Origin of the sequence: Streptococcus oralis (assembly GCF_023109155.1) — a bacterium.
Taxonomy (GTDB): domain Bacteria; phylum Bacillota; class Bacilli; order Lactobacillales; family Streptococcaceae; genus Streptococcus; species Streptococcus oralis_BZ.
This window is the reverse complement of sequence record NZ_JALDUA010000001.1, coordinates 739,282-764,086: the sequence shown is the minus strand read 5'-3', so window position 1 is coordinate 764,086 and position 24,805 is coordinate 739,282. Positions and strand designations below refer to the sequence as shown.

Here is a 24,805-nt window from a genome sequence, read left to right as displayed (position 1 = left end):
TTTCCTGACTCAGTCTTTTTTGAATTTTCTTCTTTCTCCCGTTTCTCATTGAAATCTTTCAATGTTTTATCAATGACCCTCTTTAATTCCTCATCACTAATTAGTTGAAGAGGTCTCGTTCAAATCTGACTTAGACACTGGTTCAGAGGACGAACTACTTTTTGACTTTGGAGTATAGTTATTGTCAAATCTAGGCATATTTTTAATTTCCTCAGCAGTAGGAATTTTCGTATTTACTTTAACCGGTCTGTAGAGCATCGCAAAAGAGAAGAATAAGGCCAGAACTGTTCCAATAAATGGAAGGATCTTTTTATCTGATTCTGATGAGGGAACCTTGACTCCACTTGTGCTAAGGTTCTTCCATTCAGGATGTTCTTCTTCTATCGCTTTTTTCTCTTGCCAAACTGGGACCAGTAGAAAATGATTAAAAGGAATAACCGTCCCCATAACTGTTGCTATAAATGGGATATGTCTAGAAAAACTTAGAATGATAAACAAATATAGTATAAAAGAAAGGACTAAAAGAAAAACTACTAATACTAGTCGAACTTTATATTCTTTCTTAATCTGGAGATATCTCTCTTGTGGCATTATTATTCCTCTTTTCATTATTCTGTAGTTTTCTACATATCCTTCCAAATCTAGTTTACGTGTTTGTCATACCATTCCTGATACTCTTGGTAACTGTTGAGCGGAGTCTCTTCCTTTGTTTATTTTCTTTACTCTATTCACTTGTTTTATTTTGGTCAAACACATTTTCCCCTATTTCCGTCCAAAACCAATATTCTCTTGGAATTAAATCTAGGAAATATTGATATTTCCCAATCCATGGAGCTGATACATACTCTTCAAAAGAAATAGACTCTACGTAATTTGAGTACAATAACAAATTGTCCATATCTACAAATAAAGATGGGGCGAAATCATAAATAGCGTTCAGTTTATCCCTTTTATACTCATTAGCAAAGACTTTCCTTAACTCTGAAAGGTCGCAACTATATTTTTGCATATCCTCTAAAAAATAAAGGACATTCTCAGGCAATAAAAACGGGGAGCGCAATCTCTCTTTATCAATATGTTCTACATTATATCCCGCTTCTTCGTAATTAATATACCATAGCTCCAAGTCAGAAATATACCAAGAATACTGATTTTTGTACTTAAAAGCGACAACAATATTTTCACCATATTTTGCTCTAATCATTTTTTCTCCTTATTCAAATAAGTCTAGTTTTATAGCACTCAAGGAAATAGACTTTTGGATCGCTATTCAAAACTATTTTTTAAAATTTCATATTCATGACATGTCAGTTCTACGAGCAAGATGCTCACGAGTGTTCCATCTTGAGAAAATCCTAATTTTACTCTCCCATTAGTCAGATACATAGTTTCCTTAGGATTAAGCAACTGTATTTTCAAAAAGTCTTTAGATAAAAAGACATCAAAGGACTGTTTCCTATCATGTAGTCCATTTGTAAACATGATAGTATCACGAAAAACAGGAATGCCTTCTATCTCTTCCACTTCTTCTAGACTCATGTCACCCATTAAAGTCACATTTGAGACTTGGACAAGTATAATATTCATCAATCGAAAAGAATCTGGATTTATCCCAATCTCAAGTAGGCTATTATCGCCTACTAAACGGAAGTAAGCTTTTCGTATATATGAGGGGAAACTTGAACATTCAATAGTAAGAGGCGTATAATAGTCCACCTCAACATTGTAGGTATCTTCAATCACATGGCTTAATGTTAACATAGTCGACCCTCTCAATTCTAAATGATATGAGCTAAACTGATAGAGTAGTTCTCTTACTATATCAAGTTTTATAGCCATTAATCAGAAAGCACTTTTTTACATTATACCATATTACAAATCTAGTCCAGAAAAGATTGCAAAAGTTTAAGAATATTAGAAAAGAGAAGACAAAGGCCTTCTCATTTTCTAACTCACTCTGGCAATTCTACCTTCAAACTCATATCAGTGAGTTGTAACACCTTCTGAACCGCAGCAAGAAAGGCCAATCCATTGTCAGATGGAGAATACTGGAATGTGATATGGATGACTTTTTTGTCAAACTTATCACCGTATCGTGCCACATACTGCTTGCTTTCGAGGAAGTGAATGTAATTATTCATTTTTTCTTGCAGAATTTCTAGATGGACTGCTTCTATCTCTTTCTGCCAGCCGACTGGATCCACCAGAAGAAGCTCTAAATGATTATCAACTATACCAATTGCATCAAGTTCAGTTGGCTTGAGCTCTGAGGAAATTGCTTTTTGTAACAGTTCTTCAAATTCTTTTTCGGAAAAATAGTGTCTCTTTCTATCTGTATCAATAAGAAGAAATTCTGGATTATCTCTTAAAAATTGTATGTTAGCATCTTCTTGACTAATTTTTGATTTCCAAAATCCGAAATTAGCATAATTAATTAATTCTTCACCATCATGTTCTCCCGACATATAACTATCTACAGCTTCTTTGGGAATTTCTCTAATCACTTCTGGGCAGGTAATATTGAAAGTTGGATAACTCAAGAAATACTTATCACCATCTTGACAGATTTCCAACATGTCTTTTTGACTTACATAAATTGATTCCATTCTCATCTCCTTTGTTTCTTACCAAATGTCTACTGATTAGTTTTCCCTATTTTTTGTCTGTTCTTATGATGTCATCCACTTTACTATAAAGGCCAGTGCCCTGTTTCAGCATAAATCATGACTTCATATGCTCCCCTAGAAGATTCAAATGCTTTATCCATCAGTTCCTTATTGATAGGATAGCAAACTTCTGGACCCATGGCTCCTCCAATTTCTTTAAAGAAGCCAATTTCGTAATAACCATTTGTCTCATATACAACAAATCCATCGCCTTTATGTACAATCGTATCTGAATGATTATAATCATTTAACTCATCTGCCTTTGGCCAACGATGGTGTTCACAATAAAACATTACTTCTAAAGAATCTTGTTCTGATTTTGAAACACGTTCTGCTAATTCTTGGCTAATGGGAAAATTAAGCACTTCTTTCCCTCTACTCCACAGAATCTCATAATCATTATTGTTTTTTAATACCGTACAATTTTTGTATTGCAATATTTCTGTTGTCATATAAATCAACTTTCTTTACTTTTTTAATTCTTCTTTATCATAGGCAAAAAAGATCTAGTTGGTGCGCACATTTCTTATCAAGCTCCCCATTACCCTCTTTCGCTTGTGCAAATTATTGGCTAAACACAAATAGAGAATAAACAAAAGCATCGAGTGGAAAAATAATGGCAAAAAACTAGGATATAACAGGAAGACGACTAAAGATACTAACAAACTAATAAAGCTACCACGAATTACGGAAGAAACAACAGCTCCACTTTTCTTTACTACCTCTAGGAATTCTAAATACTCCAAATCTGTAAATAGAGCCGGATACAAATCCAAATCTTTCTTAAAATAGACATCCAGCAATTTCCCGAAAAGTAAGGAAAGACAAGAGAATAAAACCAAATAAAGATACTTGTGAGCAGATATACTAAAGATTGTTAATCCATTCAGAAATCTGATAAAAGGAAGAAATAGCAATACCAGAGAAAGAATAACGTACTGTTGACTCTTAGAAGTTCTTTCTGGAATCGAAAAAAACAATTTCTTTGTCTTTAAGTCATAGTAAACTAATTTGTTCTTAAACTCTCCTAGATGAACTAGTCCAGTATAATGTTTATTCTTTTCTATCATTTCCACTCCCTTTCTAACCATAATCAAATGATATAAGCTTTTTCATAGCTTCAGTGAACTGGATTAGAGCTCTCTAATATCTGGAATTCAGTTTCATTATATATCTCTTTTACTTGAGTAGCGATACATAATCATCTGGAAGTTTGCCCATTGATTCTATCCATTGTTGTTCGGCTTGGGGAATAAGCATTTCAAGTTCTTTATCACTAAAAAGCAACTGATTTTTACGGTTGGAAATCAGCACAATTGGCTTTTTTCTAGCTCTATCTTTTCTAATTTCGTTCTTTTCTTCTTCTGTCGGTAGCCAATAATCGTGCTTAACTTTGCAAGATATTTCAAGCAGAGTCCGTTTTCCACTCTCTAGTAAGATAAATAATTCTTGTGGTAATTCATAGACAACTAACCAAGAAACTACGGTTCCCTCTTCTAAAACTAAATAATACCTGTCCTCATCTTTCCAGATATGCTGACCGTAACCTTTTACTTCTTCATACTGGATAACATCTTCCCATTGTAGTCTTGTTGGTTTCATTTATACATTCCTTACTTAAGTGGTGATACATAATCATCTGGAAGTTTGCCCATTGATTCTATCCATTGTTCTTCAGCTTGGGGAATAAGTATTTCAAGTTCTTTATTACTAAAAAGCAACTGATTTTTACGGTTGGAAATCAGTACAATTGGCTTTTTTCTAGCTCTATCTTTTCTAATTTCGTTCTTTTCTTCTTCCGTTGGTGGCCAACAATCGTTTTGAACCTTCCAAGATATTTCAAGTAGCGTCCGTTCTCCACTCTCTAGTAAGGTAAATAATTCTTGTGGTAATTCATAGACAACTAACCAAGAAACTACGGTTCCCTCTTCTAAAACTAAATAATACTTGTCCTCATCTTTCCAGATATGCTGACCGTAACCTTTTACTTCTTCGAACTGGATAACATCTTCCCATTGTAGTTTTGTTGGTTTCATTTGTATTCTCCTAGTGCAAGTTATTCTCTCAACCAGAATATCATAAAATCAGGATTATTTTTCTCTTCCTCAATAGGCTACGCCATCTTTTATCCATTTTCTAGTTTCTAAATCCACATTAAAATAGAAATCACTTCGACCAAATTTATCAAAACAATCTTCATTAAGAGCTTCACATACAATTCTCAGTTTTTCTTTACTTATCTCAGAAATATATAGCATAGTAAACCCTGCAGGAGATTCAATTTGGTCGATTTTATCACCTTCTAAATTATAAACCTCTAGTTCTGATGGAAGGTCAAAATCGCTGAATGAGCGAAATATACTGAAGATACGCTGATATTTAGGACTAAATCGAAGATGATGTAAATGTTGAAAAATAACCTGATGCTTCCCATTATGATTCCAATCTAGTCTCCCTTCCTCTACATTTTGTCGCCCTAATAGTTTTCCTTCTAAACTATAGTAGAAAACGATTTTGTTAATAAGATTTTCCCCACTATAAACCATCACCATGTTCTCATCTTTATTATATTCCGCATGAATGATATCTGGTAGTTCTATCTTTATTACACAACCATTCCAATCCCATATGACTATCCGTTCACTGTAATCGATTTTCATCATCCTTCTCCTACTCTAACTCAGATAAATTCGATCTGAATTGATTGCTCCGTCATCATGGAGTTCACTTCCTCGACAAGTTTATCTATCTCATTCTGTGTGATAGGAATGTTATTGTAAGGTGGCTCCCAGTTCTGTATGCTTGACCTATATACAATAAAGCTACCACCAGTCAACAACTCTCCCTCTGCTTTTAGAACATAGCCATTTTCATAGTCAAAAGTAACGTTACCACTTGTCCCAGAAATTTTCATTCCATTTCCTTCTTTACTCAAACATCATTATTTTTCTCAGAAAACTAAATCCTTATACTGAAATTCCCCTTCAAATAAGCACTTATACTTTCTCCTATTATACCACACCTCCATTTTCATCTGAAATGGTTTCAATTTTAAGACAAAAAAAACACTGATCATTCAGTGCTTTTTGATTGAATTACTGCCCCCTGCAGGAATCGAACCTGCAACTACTCCTTAGGAGGGAGTTGTTATATCCATTGAACTAAGGGAGCTAGAGAAAAACCCTGCTGGGTAAGCAGAGTTTTTTAGTCGAATTAACGACGGATTTCTTTGATACGAGCTGCTTTACCTTGAAGAGCACGCAAGTAGTACAATTTCGCACGACGTACTTTACCGTAACGAACAACTTCGATCTTTTCAACACGTGGAGTGTGGATTGGGAAGATACGCTCAACACCTACACCGTTAGAGATTTTACGAACTGTGTAGTTTTCTGAGATACCAGCACCTTTACGTGCGATAACAACACCTTCAAAAATCTGGATACGTTCACGGTTACCTTCGACAACTTTCGCGTGTACACGAACAGTGTCACCAGGACGGAATGATGGGATATCTGTACGAAGTTGACCTTCAGTCAAGCTTTGGATTAATGGATTCATTTTATTCTCCTATCTTTGTCAATCTTGAGGAACCTTCCTCAGCGGATAAACTGTATTTTTGTGCGTCCATTACACACAAGATACAGTTTACCAAATTTCCACCTAAAAGTAAAGAAATTTATAGCAGAATTCCTAAAAAAATCGCTAGAAAACCGCCTATATAAGTTAAGAGAAAATAGCTATAAAATACCTTCTTGTCACTTAACAGTCTTTGCAGCTCGTCATTCAAGGTAGAAAAGGTCGTTAACCCTCCACAAAAACCTGTCGCTAGGATGGCATAGACTTCCTTGGACTCCACATGATTGTAGAGTAGACCAATCAAAAAACATCCTAGAAGATTGACTATGAGAGTGCCCAGTGGCAATTTAGAAGCTTGATTATAGCGGGAAAAGAAATAACGCACCAGGGCTCCAAGCCCGCAGGCGATTGCAAGATAAACGATTACCATTTCTTCCTCCCTAGAACATAAGCCAAGAGCAGCCCTCCACCAATGCTCAAAAATAAGTAGATGCCTAAGCTCAGATAACGCCCAGTATCGAGCAATTTCACAGCATCCAAGAGTAGACTAGAAAAGGTTGTTAAACCTCCACAAAAACCCGTCCCCAGCGCCAAAACCAAGCCTTTACTAGTTCCCTTATAGACCAGATAGCCTTTCACCAGATAGACCAAGCAGAAAATGCCCAGATAGTTGACGAGAAGGGTCCCCCAAGGAAAGTCTGGGCTAGCTGGTAACCAAGTGGAAATGAGATAGCGGGCAAGGCCACCCAACATTGCAGCCAGAAAAATTCCTAGCGGATAGAATTGTTCTTTTTTCATTTGATATTTTGATCCTGATAATCACGCGAACGTTTGAGAATGTCTGAAAAAGTCGCAACAATAGTCTCCTGATATCGCTTATCCTCTACACGACTTCTAACCTTTTCAAAAATAACTGCTTCTCTCTTAGTATCTAAAACAGGTTTTCCTGAGGCTTTCTTATAGGCAACTACACCCTCAACCAAGTGCATTCGTTCTTCTAGGAGCTTGACGATTTGATTGTCAATTTGATCAATTTCTTGCCGAATAATATCTAAATCCATGGCATCTCCTCCTTTATTTGAATTATTGTATCAAAAAGCCTCTAAATAGGCTAGTAAAATCCCAAAAAAACTAATAAAAAAACGCACCGACTTCTTCCAGTCAGCGCAGTTTGATTCTTATCCTACTTTTGCAGCCAATTCTTCTGCGAATTGTTCCAAGCGTTCGATGTCTTCTTCTTCGGCAGAGAGGTCCACTTTAACACACTCCGAACCTTTTTCTGCTCCTGTCGCTACAAATACACGATCAAAGTCATCAACAGCCTTACAGAATTCGTCGTAGAAGGTATCTCCTGAACCGACCACTCCGTAGATTTTGCCATTCAAGTTGAGATCAGCTAGGTCTTCGTAGAAGTCCATCATCTCATCTGGCAATTCTCCATCTCCGTAAGTGTAAGTCGCAACAATTGCGATATCCGCTTCCAAGAAGTCTGAAGCGTCAACAGTCGTACATTCATCAACATCGACATCCAAGCCCAAGTCACGCAATTTATCTGCTACAATATCTGCAATTTCTTCGGTATTACCGGTCATACTGGCAAATACAATTTTTGCTAATGCCATATCGTCCTCCTCAATTTATCTTTCTCCATTATATCATATCTTTTTCATTTTAAAAATAAAAATTCTTGTGCTACAATGAAATGAGAAAGAATTGAGGTTACTTATGGAAATTTGCCAGCAAATTTTAGAGAAAATCAAAGAATACGATACCATTATCATTCATCGTCATATGAAACCAGATCCAGATGCCTTAGGGAGTCAGGTAGGTTTAAAAGCTCTTCTCACACACCATTTTCCAGAAAAGACCATCAAAGCAGTCGGTTATAACGAACCAACTCTAACCTGGATGGCGGAAATGGATACTGTCCAAGACAATGACTACCAAGGAGCTCTTGCTATTATTTGTGATACAGCGAATCGTCCTCGTATCGATGATAAACGCTACGAACAAGCTGCTTTCACCATCAAAATCGATCACCATCCAAATGATGATATCTACGGTGACCTATCTTGGGTGGATACAAGTTCAAGCAGTGCCAGTGAGATGATTGCATTATTTGCTCAAGAAAATCAGCTAGCTTTGTCTAGTGAAGCGGCACGACTTCTCTATGCAGGAATTGTCGGGGACACAGGGCGTTTTCTCTACCCGTCAACTAGTGCTCGAACCTTTAGAATAGCTGGCCAGCTCCGAGAAATTGATTTTGACTTTGCTGGATTGTCTCGTCAAATGGATACCATGAGCTTCAAGATTGCAAAATTGCAAGGCTTTGTCTATGATCATTTAGAAGTTGATGAGAATGGGGCTGCACGCGTTCTTCTTACTCAAGACATCTTGGAAAAATATAAGGTTACGGATGCTGAAACGGCTGCGATTGTCGGAGCACCTGGTCGAATTGATACCGTTAAGGCTTGGGCTATCTTTGTTGAACAAGCTGATGGTCACTTCCGTGTACGTATGCGCAGTAAAATCACTCCTATCAATGAGATAGCCAAACGACACGACGGGGGAGGGCATCCATTAGCCAGTGGCGCCAATTCCTATAGTCTAGAAGAAAACGAACAAATATACAAAGAGCTGAAAGAGGCTCTACAGATGCACCAAGGCTAAGAAGAATTTTCTTGGCCTTTTATATGCTAGATTCTTAAAATATACGGTTTCTTTGTACCTCAGTTTATGGTATAATAAATCAAACTGAATAAAAGGAGACATAATAATGGAAAAAAATCGTTTGTATATTCTCATTTCTGCTGGAGTAGCCATCCTTGGTTCACTCTTGCCATGGGCTAGTTTAAATGCAGGTTCTTTTGGGTCCTATAGTGTGAATGGTTACCAAGGAGATGGGTGGTTTGTCATTATCGCGGCTATTGTGTCTATTGTTCTTGCGTGCTTGAATAACATGAATAAAGCAATGCCTAAAGGGTTCTCAATTGGTGTCATTGTTGCGGGTGCAATTGCAACTCTCGTTACACTAAATAGTCTCTTTAATGTAAATAAGTACATGTCTAACTTTGGTGGATATGGCATTTCAATCGGCTTTGGTTTGATTTTGGCTATTCTTGCTAGCATTGCACTAGTTGTAACTGGTCTCTTGGCAATGTCAGGTGGTAAAATTACAAAAGAATCATTTACTGAATTAGCTGAGTCTGGTAAAGATTTTGCTCAAACTGTCGGACGTGTAACAAGCTCTACCGTTAAAACTGCAGTCGAAGAAATCAAAAAAGAATCTCAAGAACGTAAAAAAGAAGAAACTACTGCTGAGAAAACAGAGACTGCTAAAGAGGAAACCGAGCAAACAGAAGAAGCTAAGGAACCAGCTAATGTGGAGGCTGAATCAGCAGCAGAAAACGCAGAACCAGTAAAAGAAGAAACTACTGAATCTGAAACAAAAACAGAAGCTGAGCCAGTAGCCGAACCAACAGAAACAGAGGCTGAAGCTGAAACTGTAACAGAATCAACAGAAACAGAAGCTACTGAATCTGAAAAAGAAGCTGAATCAGCAGCAGAAAACGTAGAACCAGTAAAAGAAACAGAAGTAAAAAATCAACAAGAAGAAAAAGCTCCAAATCAAGAGAACTAATCATTCTTCTACCCTCGCTCCAGTAAACACTGGAGTGATTTTTTATCAAGATTTTTAATAAAATCAGGGAAAAGACTTGCCAAACTTACCAGAATCTGATAGACTAGTAAGGTAACAATCTATGGCTCGCAAAGAGACCATGGCAGAAAGGAAATATTGCAAAATGAAAAAAGATATCCATCCAGAATATCGCCCAGTTGTCTTCATGGACACAACTACTGGTTACAAATTCCTTAGCGGTTCAACAAAACGCTCTAACGAAACTGTTGAGTTCGAAGGCGAAACTTACCCATTGATCCGTGTGGAAATTTCATCAGACTCACACCCATTCTACACTGGACGTCAAAAGTTCACTCAAGCAGATGGACGCGTGGATCGTTTCAACAAAAAATACGGTCTCAAATAAGAATAAAAAGAACAGTTTCAACTGTTCTTTTTTCTTTCTTCAAATCAGGGCTCAAGCACCACTGCTGTTCCGCTACAGGTAACCATCAGCATACCATTCTCAGCACCTAAGGTTTCATAGTCCATCTTAACCCCAATGATAGCATTTGCGCCACGTTCACTTGCACGCGCCATCATTTCTGCTAGAGCTTCTTCTCTCGCTTGGGTTAATTCGCCTTCATAACTACTAGCACGACCGCCAAAAATATTACGGAAACCAGCCGCCATATCTTTGAACATATTAACCCCAGCAACCACTTCGCCAAAGACAATTCCTTTGTATTCTATGATTTTCTTTCCTTCGATCCCCGTAGTTGAAATAATCATCTTTAGGTCCTCCTTGCTTCTTTTAGAACATTGTAAACCCCTTTATTGTCTTTGTCAAGAAATTCCTTATTGTTTTTATACTCCCATCAAAAAAGAGAAGACTTGGAGTCTTCTCTTTTTTCTTAGTTAAATTGCTTCTGTAACGAAGCTACGGCTTTCAAGTACCTTAAGCATGGCATTAGCTGTATCTAGGGCTGTAAAGAGTGGTACACCATGTTCGATAGCTGAACGGCGGATTTGTTCACCATCTTCATCAGCAGTTCGTTTGGTTCCGACAGTATTGATGATCGCTTGGATTTTCCCTTTACGAACAAAGCTTGGAATATCCTGATCATCATCACCAATCTTACCAACAGGTTGGGCTTGAAGTCCATGACTAGCAAAGAAAGCAGCTGTCCCTTCTGTTGCAAGGATACCGTAGCCAATATTTTGGAAACGACGAGCCAAGTCCAAGGCTTCATCTTTGGCATCATCAGCGATGGTAAAGACAACATTTCCAAAGGTTGGCAAGTGCAGGTAAGAAGCTTCAAAAGCCTTATAGAGAGCTTTTTCCAAAGTAGTATCAGAACCCATAACTTCCCCTGTTGACTTCATTTCAGGACCTAACAAGCTGTCTACCTTAGCTAGCTTGGTAAAGGAGAAGACTGGCGCCTTGATATGAACGCGAGTGCTTTCTGGATAAAGTCCATCTTGGTAGCCAAGTTCTTCAAGACTTTGCCCAAGAATGAGCTTGGTCGCTACCTGAGCCATAGGAATATTGGTTACCTTAGAAAGGAATGGAACCGTACGGCTGGCACGTGGATTTACCTCAATAACATAGACTTTCTCATCCTTGATGACAAACTGAATGTTCATCATCCCAAGACAGTTAAGGCCGATTGCTAGGCGTTTAGTATAGTCTGCGATGGTTTCCTGCACCTTTTGAGACAAGGTTTGTGGTGGGTAAACGGCCATTGAGTCACCTGAGTGGACACCGGCACGTTCGATATGCTCCATGATACCAGGGATGAGGACATTTTCTCCGTCTGAGATGGCATCCACTTCACACTCTTGCCCAACGATGTAAGAGTCAACAAGGACTGGGTGGTCTGGACTGGCCTTAACAGCGGTACGCATGTAAGAACGAAGGTCTTCTTCGTTTTCGACGATTTCCATAGCACGTCCACCCAAGACATAAGATGGACGAACGAGGACTGGGAAACCAATCTTGCGAGCAGCAAGCACCGCTTCTTCTTCATTAGTTGCTGTTTGTCCTAGTGGCTGTGGAATATCCAAGTCTTTAAGGGCTTGCTCAAAGAGGTCACGGTCTTCGGCACGGTCTAGGTCAGCTACTTGGGTACCAAGAATGGTCACACCTGCTTTTGCCAAGGGCTCTGCAAGGTTGATAGCTGTTTGACCACCGAACTGAACGATAACGCCTTTTGGTTGCTCCAAATCAATGACATTCATAACATCTTCAAAAGTTAATGGCTCAAAGTAAAGTTTGTCTGATACCGAGAAGTCTGTTGAAACGGTCTCTGGATTTGAGTTCATGATGATAGCTTCATAACCAGCAGCCTGAATCGCCTTAACAGAGTGAACGGTTGCGTAGTCAAACTCAACCCCTTGTCCGATACGGATTGGACCTGAACCTAGGACTAGAACGGATTCCTTGTCAGACTTGATAGATTCATTTTCCCAACCATAGGTTGAATAGAAATATGGTGTTTCAGAGTCAAACTCCGCCGCACAAGTATCGACCATCTTGTAGACTGGGACAATCTTGTTTTCCAAACGAAGCTGGCGAACTTGGTCAGCTGTAGTATTCCAGAGTTCAGCAATCTTACGGTCTGAAAATCCATTAAGTTTGGCAGTTTTCAAAACGTCTAGATCTTGTGGATGGGCACCCAATTCTTGCTCAATTTCAAAGATGTGTAAGAGTTTATCTAGATAGAAGATATCAATCTTCGTAAGCTCAGCGATTTCTTCTGGCGTGTAACCACGGCGAATAGCTTCTGATACGTAGAAGAGACGGTCATCTTGGGCCTTGACAACCTTTTCAATCAAGGCATCATCAGAAACAGATGCAAGTTCAGGCATTTCATTGTGGTGAACTCCAATTTCAAGAGAGCGACATGCCTTGAGAAGTGACTCCTCAATGTTACGACCAATAGCCATGACTTCCCCAGTCGCTTTCATCTGAGTTCCAAGACGACGCTCACCTTTTTCAAACTTGTCAAATGGGAAACGTGGAATTTTCGCAACCACGTAGTCAAGGGCTGGCTCAAACATGGCATAGGTTGAACCTGTAACTGGGTTGATAACCTCATCCAATGTCAAACCGACGGCAATCTTAGCAGCCAATTTGGCAATCGGATAACCCGTCGCCTTAGAAGCAAGGGCTGACGAACGCGATACACGAGGGTTTACTTCGATAACATAGTACTTGAAGCTATGCGGATCAAGGGCCAGCTGAACGTTACACCCACCTTCAATCTTGAGTGCGCGGATAATGCTCAAGCTCGCGTCACGTAGCATTTGGTTTTCATAGTCTGACATGGTTTGTGCAGGAGCAAATACGATAGAATCCCCTGTATGAATCCCAACTGGGTCAAAGTTTTCCATGTTACAAACAACGAGGGCATTGTCAGCTGAATCGCGCATGACTTCGTACTCGATTTCCTTGAAACCTGCGATTGAACGTTCAATCAAACATTGGGTAACAGGTGACAGTTTCAACCCATTTTCAGCGATTTCACGTAATTCTTCTTCGTTGGCACACATACCACCACCAGTACCACCAAGGGTAAAGGCTGGACGAACGATAACAGGGTACCCGATTGATGCCGCAAAGGCAACAGCTTCTTCCACTGTGTTGACAATTTCAGATTCAGGGATCGGCTGCTCAAGCTCTTCCATCAATTGTTTAAAGAGGTCACGGTCCTCCGCTTGGTCGATGGCAGATAATTTAGTACCTAGAAGCTCTACTCCCAATTCATCTAGAATACCGTTTTTAGACAATTCCATGGCCATATTGAGTCCTGTCTGACCTCCAAGAGTTGGAAGCAAAGCATCAGGACGTTCCTTACGGAGAATACGTGTCACAAACTCAAGTGTAATCGGTTCGATGTAGACCTTGTCCGCAATCTCCTTATCCGTCATGATGGTGGCAGGATTTGAGTTCACCAAGACAACCTCATAACCTTCCTCTTTCAAAGACAAGCAGGCCTGGGTCCCAGCGTAGTCAAACTCAGCAGCCTGACCAATAATAATCGGACCAGAACCAATCACCATAATTTTTTGAATATCAGTACGTTTAGGCATTTATAAGATATTAAGGGCGTCAAGCGGACAAAGCTAAAATAGGAGTTATGACGAAGAACTATCAGTTCTAGGAATAACTATCTTTTTAGCACCGTCCGTAGCCCGTATTCAGTTCAGCAAATACGGACCACCCTTCTCCTTTCTATTCGTCGCCTCACAGAGCGACATTAAATAAATTCAACGACGATTTTTTAGAGAAACGATATTTTTTCGATAAAAAATCTAGTGCAGGGAGTTTTTAGTTCGCATGATAGCGACTAAAAGAAACGACCTGCCTTTCTATTCGTCGCCTCACAGAGCGACATTAAATAAAGATACAAAGGGCGAATTGAGAGCGATTGAATTTTAGGAAACCAAGGAAGTATTGACAATCCAAGTTGGTTTCTCTAAATTCCGAGCTTTCCGTCCGTGTTCAGTTACATAAATTCTCCGATGAGCTTTTACTCGTTCTTAGTTTGCTTGTTTAAAAGCTTCCATCATCTCGATAAATTCATCAAATAGGTAGCTTGCGTCGTGTGGACCAGGAGCTGCGTCTGGGTGGAATTGTACAGAAAAACCTGGTTGGTATCTGTGGCGAACTCCTTCAACTGACTTGTCATTGATTTCTTCGTGGGTGATGATCAAATGCTCTGGCAAGTCCTCACGGCTGACTGCATAACCATGGTTTTGGCTAGTAAAGTCTACACGTCCTGTTGCAATCTCACGTACCGCGTGGTTAAATCCACGGTGACCAAATTTCATCTTGTATGTCTTAGCCCCGTTTGCCATAGCAAAGAGTTGGTGCCCCATACAAATTCCGAAGATTGGGATTTTCCCTTGCACACCACGAATCATGTCCAGTGCTTCTGGAACGTCTTCTGGGTTACCTGGACCATTTGACAACATAACTCCATCAGGATTTAGGTGGAGAATTTCTTCTGCTGTCGTTGAATACGGAACAACCGTAACGTTACAGTTCCGTTTCGAAAGTTCGCGTAGGATGGAGTGTTTGAGACCAAAGTCTACTAAGACCACACTCAAACCAACTCCAGGAGCTGGATAGGAAGTTTTAGTAGAAACCTGCTTGATATTGTCTGTCGGCAAGACGGTTGCTTGGAGCTGATCCGTCACATGGTCCATGCTGTCCCCAACGTGAGTCAAGGTTGCACGCATGGTACCATGCTTACGGATAATCTTGGTAAGTGCACGCGTATCAATCCCTGAAATACCTGGAATTTTCTTGGCTTTCAAAAATTCATCCAAGGTCATTTGGTTGCGCCAGTTACTAGCTCGACGCGCCTCTTCAAAAACGACAACTCCCTTACAAGTTGGAATGATGGATTCGTAATCATCACGGTTAATTCCATAGTTTCCCACCAAAGGATAAGTAAAGGTTAAGATTTGTCCATTATAAGACTGGTCTGTAATGGATTCTTGATAGCCGGTCATCCCTGTGTTAAAGACGATTTCGCCTGTTACATCTATATCTGCTCCGAAGGCCTTGCCTTCAAAAACTGTGCCATCTTCTAATACTAGAAGTCTTTTTGTCATATTTTCACCTCTCGTGGACGCTCACTGGCGTCTTTTAACGTCTTGTGTTTTAGTTGGCGTTTCTACTCGCCAATACGGATTCTAAAATTGCCATTCGAACAAAGACACCGTTGGTCATTTGTTGGACAATGCGTGATTTTGGTGCTTCAACCAAGTGGTCAGCAATTTCCACATCTCGATTAACTGGAGCCGGATGCATAATGATTGCTGTTTCTTTTAAGCGATTATAGCGTTCTTGGTTCAAACCGTGTTGAGCATGGTAGTCTTCTTTTGAAAAGACCGCTCCACTTTCGTGGCGTTCATGTTGAACGCGGAGTAACATCAAAACATCCACCTGATCAACAATCTCATCAATAGTTACAAACTGTCCATAGTCCGCAAACTCTTGACTTCTCCATTCCTCAGGTCCTGCAAAGTACAGTTCAGCTCCCAAGCGTTTCAAAATCTGCATATTTGATTTGGCAACACGTGAGTGGTCCAAGTCACCTGCAATAGCAACCTTGAGACCCTCAAAGTGACCAAATTCCTCATAAATAGTCATCAAATCAAGCAAGCTCTGGCTAGGATGTTGTCCCGAACCATCCCCACCATTGATAATGGAGGTCGTAATCGATGGACTCGCAATCAACTCTCTGTAATAGTCAACCTCTGGGTGGCGAATCACACAGACATCCACTCCTAGAGCAGATAGGGTCAAGATGGTATCATACAATGTCTCACCCTTATTAACCGAACTAGTCTTCACATCAAAGTCCAGTCGCTCGAGCCCTAGCTTAATCTCTGCCACTTCAAAGGACTTATGTGTCCGTGTAGAATCTTCAAAGAAGAGATTCGATACGATAGGTTTGTTCTCGTAGGGAAGTTGGGCCCCGTTTTTAAACTCGATTCCTCGTTTGATCAATTTCATCACTTGATCAACTGTAAGGTCTTCCATGGAAACCACATGGTTCAATGCTTGTTGATTTTCTGACATGGCTACTCCTTCAGCTTTCTAAGCTTCTTCAGTAATCAGAACTCTGTCTTGGCCATCAAGTTCTGTCATCTCTACGATGATTTCTTCAGAACGACTAGTTGGAATATTTTTCCCAACGTAATCTGGACGGATAGGCAATTCTCTATGTCCACGATCAACTAACACCGCTAAACTCACGCGCGCAGGACGACCATGTCCAACAATATTATCAATAGCAGCACGGATAGTACGGCCTGTATAGAGTACATCATCCACCAAGATAACTTCACGGTCTGTCACATCAACAGAAATCAAAGAAGTATCTTCTCCGCTTTTAACATCATCACGGAAAGGCTTGGTGTCCAATTCCACAACAGGAACAGTGATGTTTTCCAACTGCTCCAAGCGTTCTTTGATACGATGAGCGATGAAAACACCACGCGTTTTTATCCCAGCTAGGATAATTTTATTCAAATCTTTATTGCGCTCAATAATCTCATAAGTAATTCGCGTAATCGCTCGTTTGACAGTCAATTCGTCTACAACTTCTTTTGTCTTCATGACAAACCTCCAAAAAGAAAAGTCTCCTTCTACAAGGAGACTTGAAATGTATAGCTAAGCGAGCCCTACTGTATACAGTATAGACTTCACCCTTCTACTTTATCGCGCTCCTTGCCTGCCTCACGGGACAGGTTTAAAGGACTATTTAGTTATCATTTACTATAGCACAAAGCACCCTTAAAATCAAGCAAAAACTTTTTCAGAGCCCCCTTAAACATTACTAAAATCATACAGTTGGGGATAGTGGTCACATTCTGGATTTTTGGGATGGCAGATAGCTCGTCCAAAGTAAATCATGGCCTGGTGAGCTGCTAACCATTCTTCTGGTGGCAGAACATCCATGACACGTTTTTCTACTTCAAGTGGCGTAGCTGATTTTTTAACGATATCGTGATGCTTACAGATACGCTCCACATGAGTATCCACTGCAAAAGCAGGAATTCCAAACCCCACACTCATGACGACATTTGCTGTTTTACGACCAACACCCGCTAGACTTTCTAATTCCTCTCGTGTCTGAGGCACTTGACCATCAAAATCATCTAGTAACTGTTGGGCACATTTTTTAAGGAATTTGGCCTTATTTCGATACAGTCCCAGGCGAGAAATGTGTGAAGCAATTTCACTCTCTGTCGCTACAGACATGGCTTGCGGCGTTGGAAAAGCAGCAAAGAGACCTGGCGTGGCCTTATTTACCGCTGCATCTGTGGTCTGAGCTGACAGCATCACTGCAACCAAGAGTTCAAAATGATTGCGAAAATCAAGACTAGGCTTAGCATCTGGAAAGAGGGCAATTATTTCCTCAATGACATGACGGGCACGTTTCTTGGATAAAACCATCTACTCGTCTCCATCAAACAGTCCTTGCAAGCCAGCAAATGGACTGTTTTCTTCTTTCTTGACTGTTTGTTGAGCTTGATATTCGTCTTCAGTCATGATTTGCCAGTCATTTCCTGACACAAAACCTTGGCCCGCCTCTTCTTCTGCCGTCAAGACCTTGATAGGGATATTGAGCAGAATATTATCTGCTACGCTCTCAGAAAGGTCGATTTCCCCATTTTCGATAGGCAAGACCAAATCATCATCTAGAACTTCCTGGTCTAGTTGGTTGGTCGCTCCTTCCATGAAAACTTCTGTGACTGGATAAGATTCAGCCAACTCAACTGGCTCCATACTGCGGCTGGAAGCAAGGACAATGGTATATGACAACTGATAGTCTAAGAAATACAGACGGTCTTCGTACTGTACCTTCCCCACTGCAAGGATATCTTTGACATCTAAAATCTCTTGGTTCCGTTTACGCAAGTCTGCTGCCAGGTCTAAAGCTTGTTCAAAATGCAGGCCTTCAGGTTGCTTACGAATTTCTTGAATATTTAACTTCATATTTCCTCCATAAAGATGTACTCACTTGATTATACCATGAAAAGGCTATAAGTCAGCCTCCCAAACTTTGATATTAAAATCTCATTTTTTAACATATTTACTATGACAAACTTTCCTATTAGTGCTATACTATAGGCAAGAATAGATCAGAGCAAGGAGGATGCTCATATGGAAGACAAAGCACTCATCACTGAAGCTTACCAACTCCTTTCCGAGTTAAATAAAAGCTTCCAAAGCTGCAAACAAGGAACAGCTGATGATCTTCGACTGCAAGAGCTGCTGAACACCACGCTTAAGGAACTAAAAAAAGCAGAAATGCTGGACAACAGTATCTTAATCGACCTTGAGAAATTTTACCAACGCACCAGTCTTCTGATTGGACTAGGGAGCCTAAAACTAAATGATCAAGCTCGTGCTGCTTGGCGCAACTATGACAAGTTCCACTACGAACATGTCAAACACGTATTGACTCTCTATGGACCTGTTTTTGGATTTTAGATCTTGAAATCACTTGTTTTCTATTGACAAAATTTCCTGAAAGGTATAGGATAGAGGTACTAATACTCGGAGGTAAGGGAGACATGAACAACTAATCTATCAAATAAAGAATCTTTATTTAGTAGATCTTGTTTTTGTCTCTTTTTGTGTGCTCTTTTTATACTAGATTTTCTAGTATCTTGTCCTCATTGAAAATCGAAAAACTAGAAAGCTATGCTCCTCTTGGGTTGGGTTAGGCAACTCCAAGCTAGTTTGACGAGTTTTTCAACGAGGATAATAGAGTTTTGACAGTGACTTTGGGCTCTACTAGATAAAGTAGAGCTTTTTGTTGTGCACTATCGACATTCTAGAAAGGGCAACAATATGATAAAAATCAATCATCTAACTATCACGCAAAACAAAGATCTACGAGATCTTGTATCTGACCTAAGCATGACTATCCAAGACGGGGAAAAAGTTGCTATTATTGGTGAAGAAGGAAATGGTAAATCGACTTTACTACGAGCTTTAATGGGGGAAGCATTACCTGATTTTACTATCAAGGGCGACATACAGTCTGATCTTCAATCACTGGCCTACATTCCTCAAAAACTCCCCGAGTTTCTGAAAAGTAGGACTCTCCATGACTACTTCTTTTTGGATTCTGCTGATTTAGACTACAGCATTCTTTATCGTTTGGCGGAGGAATTGCACTTTGATAGCGACCGTTTTGCTAGCGACCAAGAAATTGGCAGTCTATCAGGGGGCGAAGCTTTGAAAATTCAACTCATCCATGAGTTGGCAAAACCTTTTGAGATTCTATTTTTAGATGAACCTTCAAATGACCTAGACCTTGAGACGGTTGATTGGCTAAAAAGACAGATTCAAAAGATTAGGCAAACTGTTGTTTTCATTTCCCATGATGAAGACTTTCTTTCTCATACGGCAGATACTATTGTCCACTTGCGACTGGTCAAGCACCGAAAAGAAGCGGAAACGCTAGTCGAGCATTTAGACTATGATCGCTATAGTGAACAAAGAAAGGCTAATTTTGCCAGACAAAGCCAGCAAGCTGCTAACGACCAGAGAGCCTATGACAAAACCATGGAAAAGTATCGTCGCGTCAAGCAAAATGTAGAAACTGCTTTGCGTAACACTAAAAATGATGTTGCTGGACGCCTATTGGCTAAAAAGATGAAAACTGTTCTCTCTCAAGAAAAACGCTTTGAAAAGGAAGCTCAGTCCATGACCCAAAAGCCACTTGAAGAGGAACAAATCCAACTTTTCTTTTCAGACATCCAACCATTAGCGGCTTCTAAAGTCTTAGTCCAACTGGAAAAAGAAAATTTGTCCATTGGCGAGCGTATTTTAGCTCAGGAGTTACGACTAACGGTCCGTGGCCAAGAAAAAATCGGTATCATCGGGCCAAATGGTGTTGGAAAATCAACTCTGTTAGCCAAGTTTCAACAACTGCTCAGCGCCAAAAGAGAGATTTCGCTTGGTTTTATGCCACAAGATTACCATAAAAAACTACAATTGGATCTATCTCCAGTAGCCTACCTCAGCCACACTGGACAAAAAGAGGAACTACAGAAAATCCAATCTCACCTAGCCAGTCTCAATTTCAGCTATCCAGAGATGCACCACCAAATCCGCTCCCTATCTGGCGGGCAACAAGGTAAACTCCTACTTTTGGATTTAGTGTTGCGCAAACCAAACTTTCTCCTTCTGGATGAGCCTACACGTAATTTTTCTCCCACTTCTCAACCCGAAATCAGAAAACTATTTGCCTCCTATCCAGGCGGTCTAATCACTGTTTCGCATGACAGACGCTTCTTAAAAGAGGTCTGTACAAGTATCTATCGCTTGACAGATCGTGGTTTGGAAGTTGTTGATTTACAAGATTTATAAATGTTAAACATAGCAAAAATCCAGAGACGACCTCTGGATTCTTTTTACATGTGTTTCAAACGTTCGATTCGTTCTGAGATAGGTGGGTGGGTATAAAAGAGTTTTTGAAGTCCCCCACCTTTCTTCGGATCATTGATATAAAGAGCGCTGCTGGCATCATCAACATGGTGATGCATTGGCTCGCTATTCTCCAACTTGCGCAGTGCATTGATCATCCCTTGAGGATTGCGAGTCAGCTCCACACTGGATGCATCCGCCAGAAATTCCCTCTGACGGGAAATGGCAAGTTGCACCAAAGTTGCTGCGAGAGGTGCTAGAACAATGGCTAAGAGAGAGATAACAAGCATGATAATCTCCAAACCATTTCCATCACGATCATTATCACTCCGTCTGCGACCAGCGCCACCCCACCACATCATCCGTCCTGCCATACTAGACAGAAGAGTAATGGCACTGGCAAGGGCGACAGCAATGGTCGAAATGCGGATATCGTAGTTTCGGATATGACTGACTTCATGCCCCATAACAGCTTCTAGCTCCTCACGATTCATGATAGCTAAGAGACCCGACGTTGCTGCGACTGCTGCATTCTGCGGATTCGAACCTGTTGCAAAGGCATTTAAAGAAGAATCCTCAATGATGAAAACACGCGGCATGGGGATCTGAGCGACCATGGCCATATCTTCTACTACATGGTAGAGGTCTGGGGCTGTTTGCTCATCAACCTCACGCGCCCCATTCATAGACATAATAATCTCTGTCGATTGAAAGATCATGGTCAGAGCGTAGATAAGACCAATAATCAAGGCAATAATCATGCCGCCAAGACCTGAACGCATAAAGAGATAGCCAACCGCATAACCAACCAAGGCTAAGAGTAGGAAGAAAACCAGCAACAAAATCCAGGTTTTTCGTTTATTGCTCGCAATTTGATCAAACAACATCTTAGTCACCTAATCCGCTAAAGTCAACTTTAGGAACTGTCTTTTCCTCTTCAGGTGTTTGAAGGAAGTCTGCAGCTTTAAAGCCAAATAGTCCTGCGATGATGTTGCTTGGGAAACTTTCAAGTTTTACATTGTAGTTGCTGACAACACTGTTGTAGAGTTGACGAGAGTAAGAAATTTTATTTTCTGTATTGGTCAACTCTTCTTGCAATTTGATAAAGTTGGCACTAGCTTTCAAGTCTGGGTAATTCTCTGCTACTGCAAAGATACCAGAAATCTGGCGGGTAAGGGCATCACTGGCCTTCATAGCTTCAGCTGGTGAAGTTGCTGCGGCTACTTGTCTACGAAGTTCTGTTACTTTTTCCAAGGTAGAACCTTCATATTTCGCATAGCCTTTGACTGTTTCAATCAAGTTTGGGAGGAGATCATTACGACGCTTCAACTGAACATCTATCTGGCTCCAAGCCTCCTTGGTCTGCATACGATTTTTAACCAAACCGTTATAGCTAACAATCACAAAAATAACAATCAGAGCCAAAACTCCAAGAATAATCCAAGTCATAATCTTATTCCTTTCTGCTTTTAGATTACTACCAGTATATCAAAATTTTATTGAATATGGTAAAATAAGATGATACTAGAGAAGGAAAAGACTATGAAACCAGAAACATTTTACAGCTTGCTCGCTGAGCAAAATATTCCACTTTCGGACCAGCAAAAGAACCAATTTGAACGGTATTTTGAGCTCTTGGTCGAGTGGAATGAAAAGATTAACCTGACCGCTATTACAGATAAAGAGGAAGTTTATCTCAAACATTTTTATGATTCGATTGCACCTATTCTGCAAGGCTTGATTTCAAATGAAACTATCAAACTTCTTGATATCGGAGCGGGGGCAGGATTTCCTAGTCTACCCATGAAAATCCTCTATCCTCAGTTAGATGTAACCATCATTGATTCGCTAAATAAGCGCATCAACTTCCTTCAGCTTTTGGCTCAAGAGCTGGATTTGGAAGGTGTTCACTTCTACCATGGACGGGCAGAAGACTTTGCCCAAGACAAGAACTTCCGTGCCCAATTTGATGTGGTGACGGCTCGTGCGGTTGCCCGCATGCAGGTTTTGTCTGAGCTGACTATTCCCTATCTTAAAGTCGGCGGAAAACTATTGGCACTCAAGGCCAGCAATGCTCCTGAGGAATTGCTAGAAGCCAAGAACGCTCTCAACCTCCTCTTCAGCAAGGTCGAAGACAATCTCAGCTACGCTCTACCAAATGGAGATCCGCGCTACATCACTGTGGTCAAAAAGAAAAAGGAGACGCCTAACAAGTACCCAAGAAAGGCTGGCATGCCCAATAAACGCCCGCTTTAAACAATGGTGCACCCTTGTTTAAAGTTCAGAAAACCATTTACAAAATCAACTTCGCTCTCACATTTCTAGGCTCGGGAAAAAAATGATTTACAAAATCAACTTCGCTCTCACATTTCTAGGCTCGGGAAAAATTCGTTTACAAAACGGACCTCGCTCTCGCATTTCCGGGATCGGGAAAAATTCGTTTACAAAACGAACCTCACTCTCACATTTCTGGGATCGGGAAAAATTCGTTTACAAAACGAATTTTTTCTGCTATACTATCCTAAGCAAAGGTTTTTAATGTCATCCTGTGAGGTGACGAAGGCGCAGATTTATATAAATTTTTAAAAGATAGCTATTTTTTAAAAAGTCTTACTCTGAGGGCCTATTGCTGCAAAATAATGGGCTCTTTTTGGGTGCCCAAAAGTGAGGTTTTTATGAAACAGGAATCAACTGTTGACTTGTTACTAGACGTTGATCAACGTCCTTCTGCTGGTAAAGGTATTCTTCTAAGCTTCCAGCACGTATTTGCCATGTTTGGCGCAACCATTCTCGTTCCCTTAATTTTGGGAATGCCCGTATCGGTTGCTCTCTTTGCATCCGGTATTGGAACACTTATCTACATGATTTCTACTGGCTTTAAGGTTCCAGTTTACCTAGGTTCTTCATTCGCCTTTATCACGGCTATGTCTTTAGCCATGAAAGAAATGGGGGGCGATGTATCTGCTGCTCAAACGGGGGTAATCTTGACTGGTTTGGTCTATGTCCTTGTAGCAGCAAGTGTTCGTTTTGCAGGTACAAAATGGATTGATAAACTCTTGCCACCAATCATTATCGGACCTATGATCATCGTTATCGGTCTTGGTCTTGCTGGTTCTGCTGTAACGAATGCTGGACTCGTAGCAGACGGAAACTGGAAAAACGCTCTTGTAGCTGTCGTGACGTTCTTGATTGCCGCCTTTATCAATACAAAAGGAAAAGGTTTCCTTCGTATCATTCCTTTCCTCTTTGCCATCATCGGTGGGTACATCTTCGCTATGATGCTTGGTTTGGTTGACTTTACCCCAGTCCTTCAAGCCAATTGGTTTGAAATTCCTGGTTTCTACTTGCCATTTAGTACAGGTGGAGCCTTTAAAGAGTACAACTTGTACTTCGGTCCTGAAACAATCGCCATCTTGCCAATCGCTATTGTAACCATTTCAGAACACATCGGAGACCACACTGTTTTGAGCCAAATCTGTGGCCGTCAATTCCTGAAAGAACCAGGACTTCACCGTACGCTTCTCGGTGACGGTATTGCGACATCTGTATCTGCTTTCCTCGGTGGACCAGCTAATACGACTTACGGAGAAAATACAGGGGTTATCGGGATGACTCGTATCGCTTCTGTCTCTGTTATCCGTAACGCGGCCTTCATCGCCATTGCTCTTAGCTTCCTAGGCAAATTCACTGCCTTGATTTCAACCATTCCAAATGCTGTGCTTGGTGGCATGTCCATCCTTCTCTACGGAGTTATCGCCAGCAATGGTTTGAAAGTTTTGATTAAGGAACGCGTTGACTTCAGCCAAATGCGTAACCTCATCATCGCAAGTGCCATGTTGGTACTTGGACTTGGTGGGGCTATCCTCAAACTTGGCCCAGTTACACTTTCAGGTACTGCTCTATCAGCCATGACAGGAATCATCTTGAACTTGATCTTGCCACACGAAAATAAAGACTAATCAACTATACACACAA

General features: G+C 40.5%; 30 protein-coding genes and 1 tRNA gene. 7 read left to right on the top strand and 24 right to left on the bottom strand.

Features of this window, described 5'->3' with window-relative positions; all coding sequences use genetic code 11:
• Nucleotides 1-96: 96 nt before the first annotated feature.
• The 15 genes from M1F63_RS03775 to M1F63_RS03705 all read right to left on the bottom strand — a co-directional run bounded on the left by M1F63_RS03775 (nucleotide 97) and on the right by M1F63_RS03705 (nucleotide 7,867).
• Nucleotides 97-591 (bottom strand): hypothetical protein, encoded by a 495-nt coding sequence (locus M1F63_RS03775; RefSeq protein WP_247920500.1) that lies wholly within the window; start codon nucleotides 589-591, stop codon nucleotides 97-99.
• Nucleotides 592-724: 133 nt separating this feature from the next.
• Nucleotides 725-1,204 (bottom strand): hypothetical protein, encoded by a 480-nt coding sequence (locus tag M1F63_RS03770; protein WP_247920499.1) that lies wholly within the window; start codon nucleotides 1,202-1,204, stop codon nucleotides 725-727.
• A 62-nt stretch (nucleotides 1,205-1,266) separates the two neighbouring features.
• Nucleotides 1,267-1,761, bottom strand: a complete 495-nt coding sequence (locus M1F63_RS03765; RefSeq protein WP_125441518.1) for a hypothetical protein — start codon at nucleotides 1,759-1,761, stop codon at nucleotides 1,267-1,269.
• Nucleotides 1,762-1,952: 191 nt separating this feature from the next.
• On the bottom strand, nucleotides 1,953-2,606 hold the full coding sequence (locus M1F63_RS03760) for a DUF6572 domain-containing protein (RefSeq protein ID WP_247920498.1): 654 nt from the start codon (nucleotides 2,604-2,606) through the stop codon (nucleotides 1,953-1,955).
• 83 nt (nucleotides 2,607-2,689) lie between these two features.
• Nucleotides 2,690-3,118, bottom strand: a complete 429-nt coding sequence (locus M1F63_RS03755) for a hypothetical protein (RefSeq protein ID WP_247920497.1) — start codon at nucleotides 3,116-3,118, stop codon at nucleotides 2,690-2,692.
• Between the two features lie 727 nt (nucleotides 3,119-3,845).
• Complete coding sequence (locus M1F63_RS03750) at nucleotides 3,846-4,268, bottom strand: hypothetical protein (protein WP_247940741.1); 423 nt, start codon at nucleotides 4,266-4,268, stop codon at nucleotides 3,846-3,848.
• 11 nt (nucleotides 4,269-4,279) lie between these two features.
• Nucleotides 4,280-4,702 carry a hypothetical protein gene (locus M1F63_RS03745; RefSeq protein WP_000805165.1) on the bottom strand — a complete coding sequence of 141 codons (423 nt, stop codon included), beginning with the start codon at nucleotides 4,700-4,702 and terminating at the stop codon, nucleotides 4,280-4,282.
• A gap of 69 nt (nucleotides 4,703-4,771) precedes the next feature.
• Complete coding sequence (locus M1F63_RS03740; protein ID WP_000687346.1) at nucleotides 4,772-5,326, bottom strand: hypothetical protein; 555 nt, start codon at nucleotides 5,324-5,326, stop codon at nucleotides 4,772-4,774.
• 20 nt (nucleotides 5,327-5,346) lie between these two features.
• Nucleotides 5,347-5,580, bottom strand: a complete 234-nt coding sequence (locus M1F63_RS03735) for an Imm74 family immunity protein (protein WP_247920492.1) — start codon at nucleotides 5,578-5,580, stop codon at nucleotides 5,347-5,349.
• A 185-nt stretch (nucleotides 5,581-5,765) separates the two neighbouring features.
• Nucleotides 5,766-5,837 (bottom strand) — tRNA-Arg (locus M1F63_RS03730).
• Between the two features lie 42 nt (nucleotides 5,838-5,879).
• On the bottom strand, nucleotides 5,880-6,227 hold the full coding sequence (rplS, locus tag M1F63_RS03725; protein WP_001068669.1) for a 50S ribosomal protein L19: 348 nt from the start codon (nucleotides 6,225-6,227) through the stop codon (nucleotides 5,880-5,882).
• Between the two features lie 118 nt (nucleotides 6,228-6,345).
• Nucleotides 6,346-6,675: a fluoride efflux transporter CrcB gene (gene crcB, locus M1F63_RS03720; protein ID WP_084849321.1), complete on the bottom strand. Its 330-nt coding sequence runs from the start codon at nucleotides 6,673-6,675 to the stop codon at nucleotides 6,346-6,348.
• Complete coding sequence (gene crcB, locus M1F63_RS03715) at nucleotides 6,669-7,043, bottom strand: fluoride efflux transporter CrcB (protein ID WP_216733794.1); 375 nt, start codon at nucleotides 7,041-7,043, stop codon at nucleotides 6,669-6,671. Before crcB (M1F63_RS03715) ends, crcB (M1F63_RS03720) begins: the two co-directional genes overlap by 7 nt.
• Entirely contained in the window at nucleotides 7,040-7,306 is a 267-nt protein-coding gene (locus tag M1F63_RS03710) for a chorismate mutase (RefSeq protein WP_216733792.1), read from the bottom strand. Before M1F63_RS03710 ends, crcB (M1F63_RS03715) begins: the two co-directional genes overlap by 4 nt.
• A gap of 117 nt (nucleotides 7,307-7,423) precedes the next feature.
• The gene (locus M1F63_RS03705; RefSeq protein WP_001162125.1) at nucleotides 7,424-7,867 is read right to left on the bottom strand and encodes a flavodoxin; all 444 of its coding nucleotides are present in this window, start codon (nucleotides 7,865-7,867) and stop codon (nucleotides 7,424-7,426) included.
• 103 nt (nucleotides 7,868-7,970) lie between these two features.
• Here M1F63_RS03705 and M1F63_RS03700 point away from each other — a divergent pair, with 103 nt between their 5' ends.
• The 3 genes from M1F63_RS03700 (at nucleotide 7,971) to M1F63_RS03690 (ending at nucleotide 10,291) form a co-directional block, all read left to right on the top strand.
• Nucleotides 7,971-8,915, top strand: a complete 945-nt coding sequence (locus tag M1F63_RS03700) for a DHH family phosphoesterase (protein ID WP_247940740.1) — start codon at nucleotides 7,971-7,973, stop codon at nucleotides 8,913-8,915.
• Nucleotides 8,916-9,021: 106 nt separating this feature from the next.
• On the top strand, nucleotides 9,022-9,885 hold the full coding sequence (locus tag M1F63_RS03695) for a lantibiotic ABC transporter permease (protein WP_247940739.1): 864 nt from the start codon (nucleotides 9,022-9,024) through the stop codon (nucleotides 9,883-9,885).
• A 163-nt stretch (nucleotides 9,886-10,048) separates the two neighbouring features.
• Nucleotides 10,049-10,291 (top strand): type B 50S ribosomal protein L31, encoded by a 243-nt coding sequence (locus M1F63_RS03690; protein ID WP_000710762.1) that lies wholly within the window; start codon nucleotides 10,049-10,051, stop codon nucleotides 10,289-10,291.
• 44 nt (nucleotides 10,292-10,335) lie between these two features.
• On the opposite strand, the gene M1F63_RS03685 is transcribed toward M1F63_RS03690, so the two are convergent.
• The 7 genes from M1F63_RS03685 to M1F63_RS03655 form a co-directional block, all read right to left on the bottom strand.
• Nucleotides 10,336-10,656, bottom strand: coding sequence for a heavy metal-binding domain-containing protein (locus M1F63_RS03685; RefSeq protein WP_247940738.1), 321 nt, complete (start codon nucleotides 10,654-10,656; stop codon nucleotides 10,336-10,338).
• A gap of 126 nt (nucleotides 10,657-10,782) precedes the next feature.
• Nucleotides 10,783-13,959, bottom strand: a complete 3,177-nt coding sequence (gene carB, locus M1F63_RS03680) for a carbamoyl-phosphate synthase large subunit (protein WP_001126413.1) — start codon at nucleotides 13,957-13,959, stop codon at nucleotides 10,783-10,785.
• Nucleotides 13,960-14,409: 450 nt separating this feature from the next.
• Nucleotides 14,410-15,489, bottom strand: a complete 1,080-nt coding sequence (locus M1F63_RS03675; protein WP_000166847.1) for a carbamoyl phosphate synthase small subunit — start codon at nucleotides 15,487-15,489, stop codon at nucleotides 14,410-14,412.
• Between the two features lie 49 nt (nucleotides 15,490-15,538).
• Nucleotides 15,539-16,462, bottom strand: a complete 924-nt coding sequence (locus M1F63_RS03670) for an aspartate carbamoyltransferase catalytic subunit (protein WP_070696987.1) — start codon at nucleotides 16,460-16,462, stop codon at nucleotides 15,539-15,541.
• A gap of 18 nt (nucleotides 16,463-16,480) precedes the next feature.
• A complete protein-coding gene (gene pyrR / locus M1F63_RS03665) occupies nucleotides 16,481-17,002 on the bottom strand; it encodes a bifunctional pyr operon transcriptional regulator/uracil phosphoribosyltransferase PyrR (RefSeq protein ID WP_000850018.1) in 522 nt (173 codons plus the stop codon).
• 210 nt (nucleotides 17,003-17,212) lie between these two features.
• On the bottom strand, nucleotides 17,213-17,842 hold the full coding sequence (nth, locus tag M1F63_RS03660; RefSeq protein ID WP_000244432.1) for an endonuclease III: 630 nt from the start codon (nucleotides 17,840-17,842) through the stop codon (nucleotides 17,213-17,215).
• On the bottom strand, nucleotides 17,843-18,385 hold the full coding sequence (locus M1F63_RS03655) for a YceD family protein (protein ID WP_000773193.1): 543 nt from the start codon (nucleotides 18,383-18,385) through the stop codon (nucleotides 17,843-17,845).
• Between the two features lie 168 nt (nucleotides 18,386-18,553).
• Between M1F63_RS03655 and M1F63_RS03650 the strand changes: the two genes are divergently transcribed.
• Complete coding sequence (locus tag M1F63_RS03650; RefSeq protein WP_000389546.1) at nucleotides 18,554-18,883, top strand: hypothetical protein; 330 nt, start codon at nucleotides 18,554-18,556, stop codon at nucleotides 18,881-18,883.
• Nucleotides 18,884-19,213: 330 nt separating this feature from the next.
• Nucleotides 19,214-20,773, top strand: a complete 1,560-nt coding sequence (locus M1F63_RS03645; RefSeq protein ID WP_247940737.1) for an ATP-binding cassette domain-containing protein — start codon at nucleotides 19,214-19,216, stop codon at nucleotides 20,771-20,773.
• 44 nt (nucleotides 20,774-20,817) lie between these two features.
• On the opposite strand, the gene htpX is transcribed toward M1F63_RS03645, so the two are convergent.
• Together htpX and M1F63_RS03635 are read right to left on the bottom strand one after the other, a co-directional pair.
• Complete coding sequence (gene htpX, locus M1F63_RS03640; RefSeq protein WP_247940736.1) at nucleotides 20,818-21,717, bottom strand: zinc metalloprotease HtpX; 900 nt, start codon at nucleotides 21,715-21,717, stop codon at nucleotides 20,818-20,820.
• A gap of 1 nt (nucleotide 21,718) precedes the next feature.
• Nucleotides 21,719-22,279: a LemA family protein gene (locus M1F63_RS03635; protein ID WP_070800543.1), complete on the bottom strand. Its 561-nt coding sequence runs from the start codon at nucleotides 22,277-22,279 to the stop codon at nucleotides 21,719-21,721.
• A gap of 93 nt (nucleotides 22,280-22,372) precedes the next feature.
• On the opposite strand from M1F63_RS03635, the gene rsmG reads away from it, so the two are divergent.
• Nucleotides 22,373-23,086, top strand: coding sequence for a 16S rRNA (guanine(527)-N(7))-methyltransferase RsmG (gene rsmG / locus M1F63_RS03630; RefSeq protein WP_000801948.1), 714 nt, complete (start codon nucleotides 22,373-22,375; stop codon nucleotides 23,084-23,086).
• 419 nt (nucleotides 23,087-23,505) lie between these two features.
• The gene (locus M1F63_RS03625; protein ID WP_000808282.1) at nucleotides 23,506-24,789 is read left to right on the top strand and encodes a uracil-xanthine permease family protein; all 1,284 of its coding nucleotides are present in this window, start codon (nucleotides 23,506-23,508) and stop codon (nucleotides 24,787-24,789) included.
• The last annotated feature ends 16 nt before the right edge of the window (nucleotides 24,790-24,805 follow it).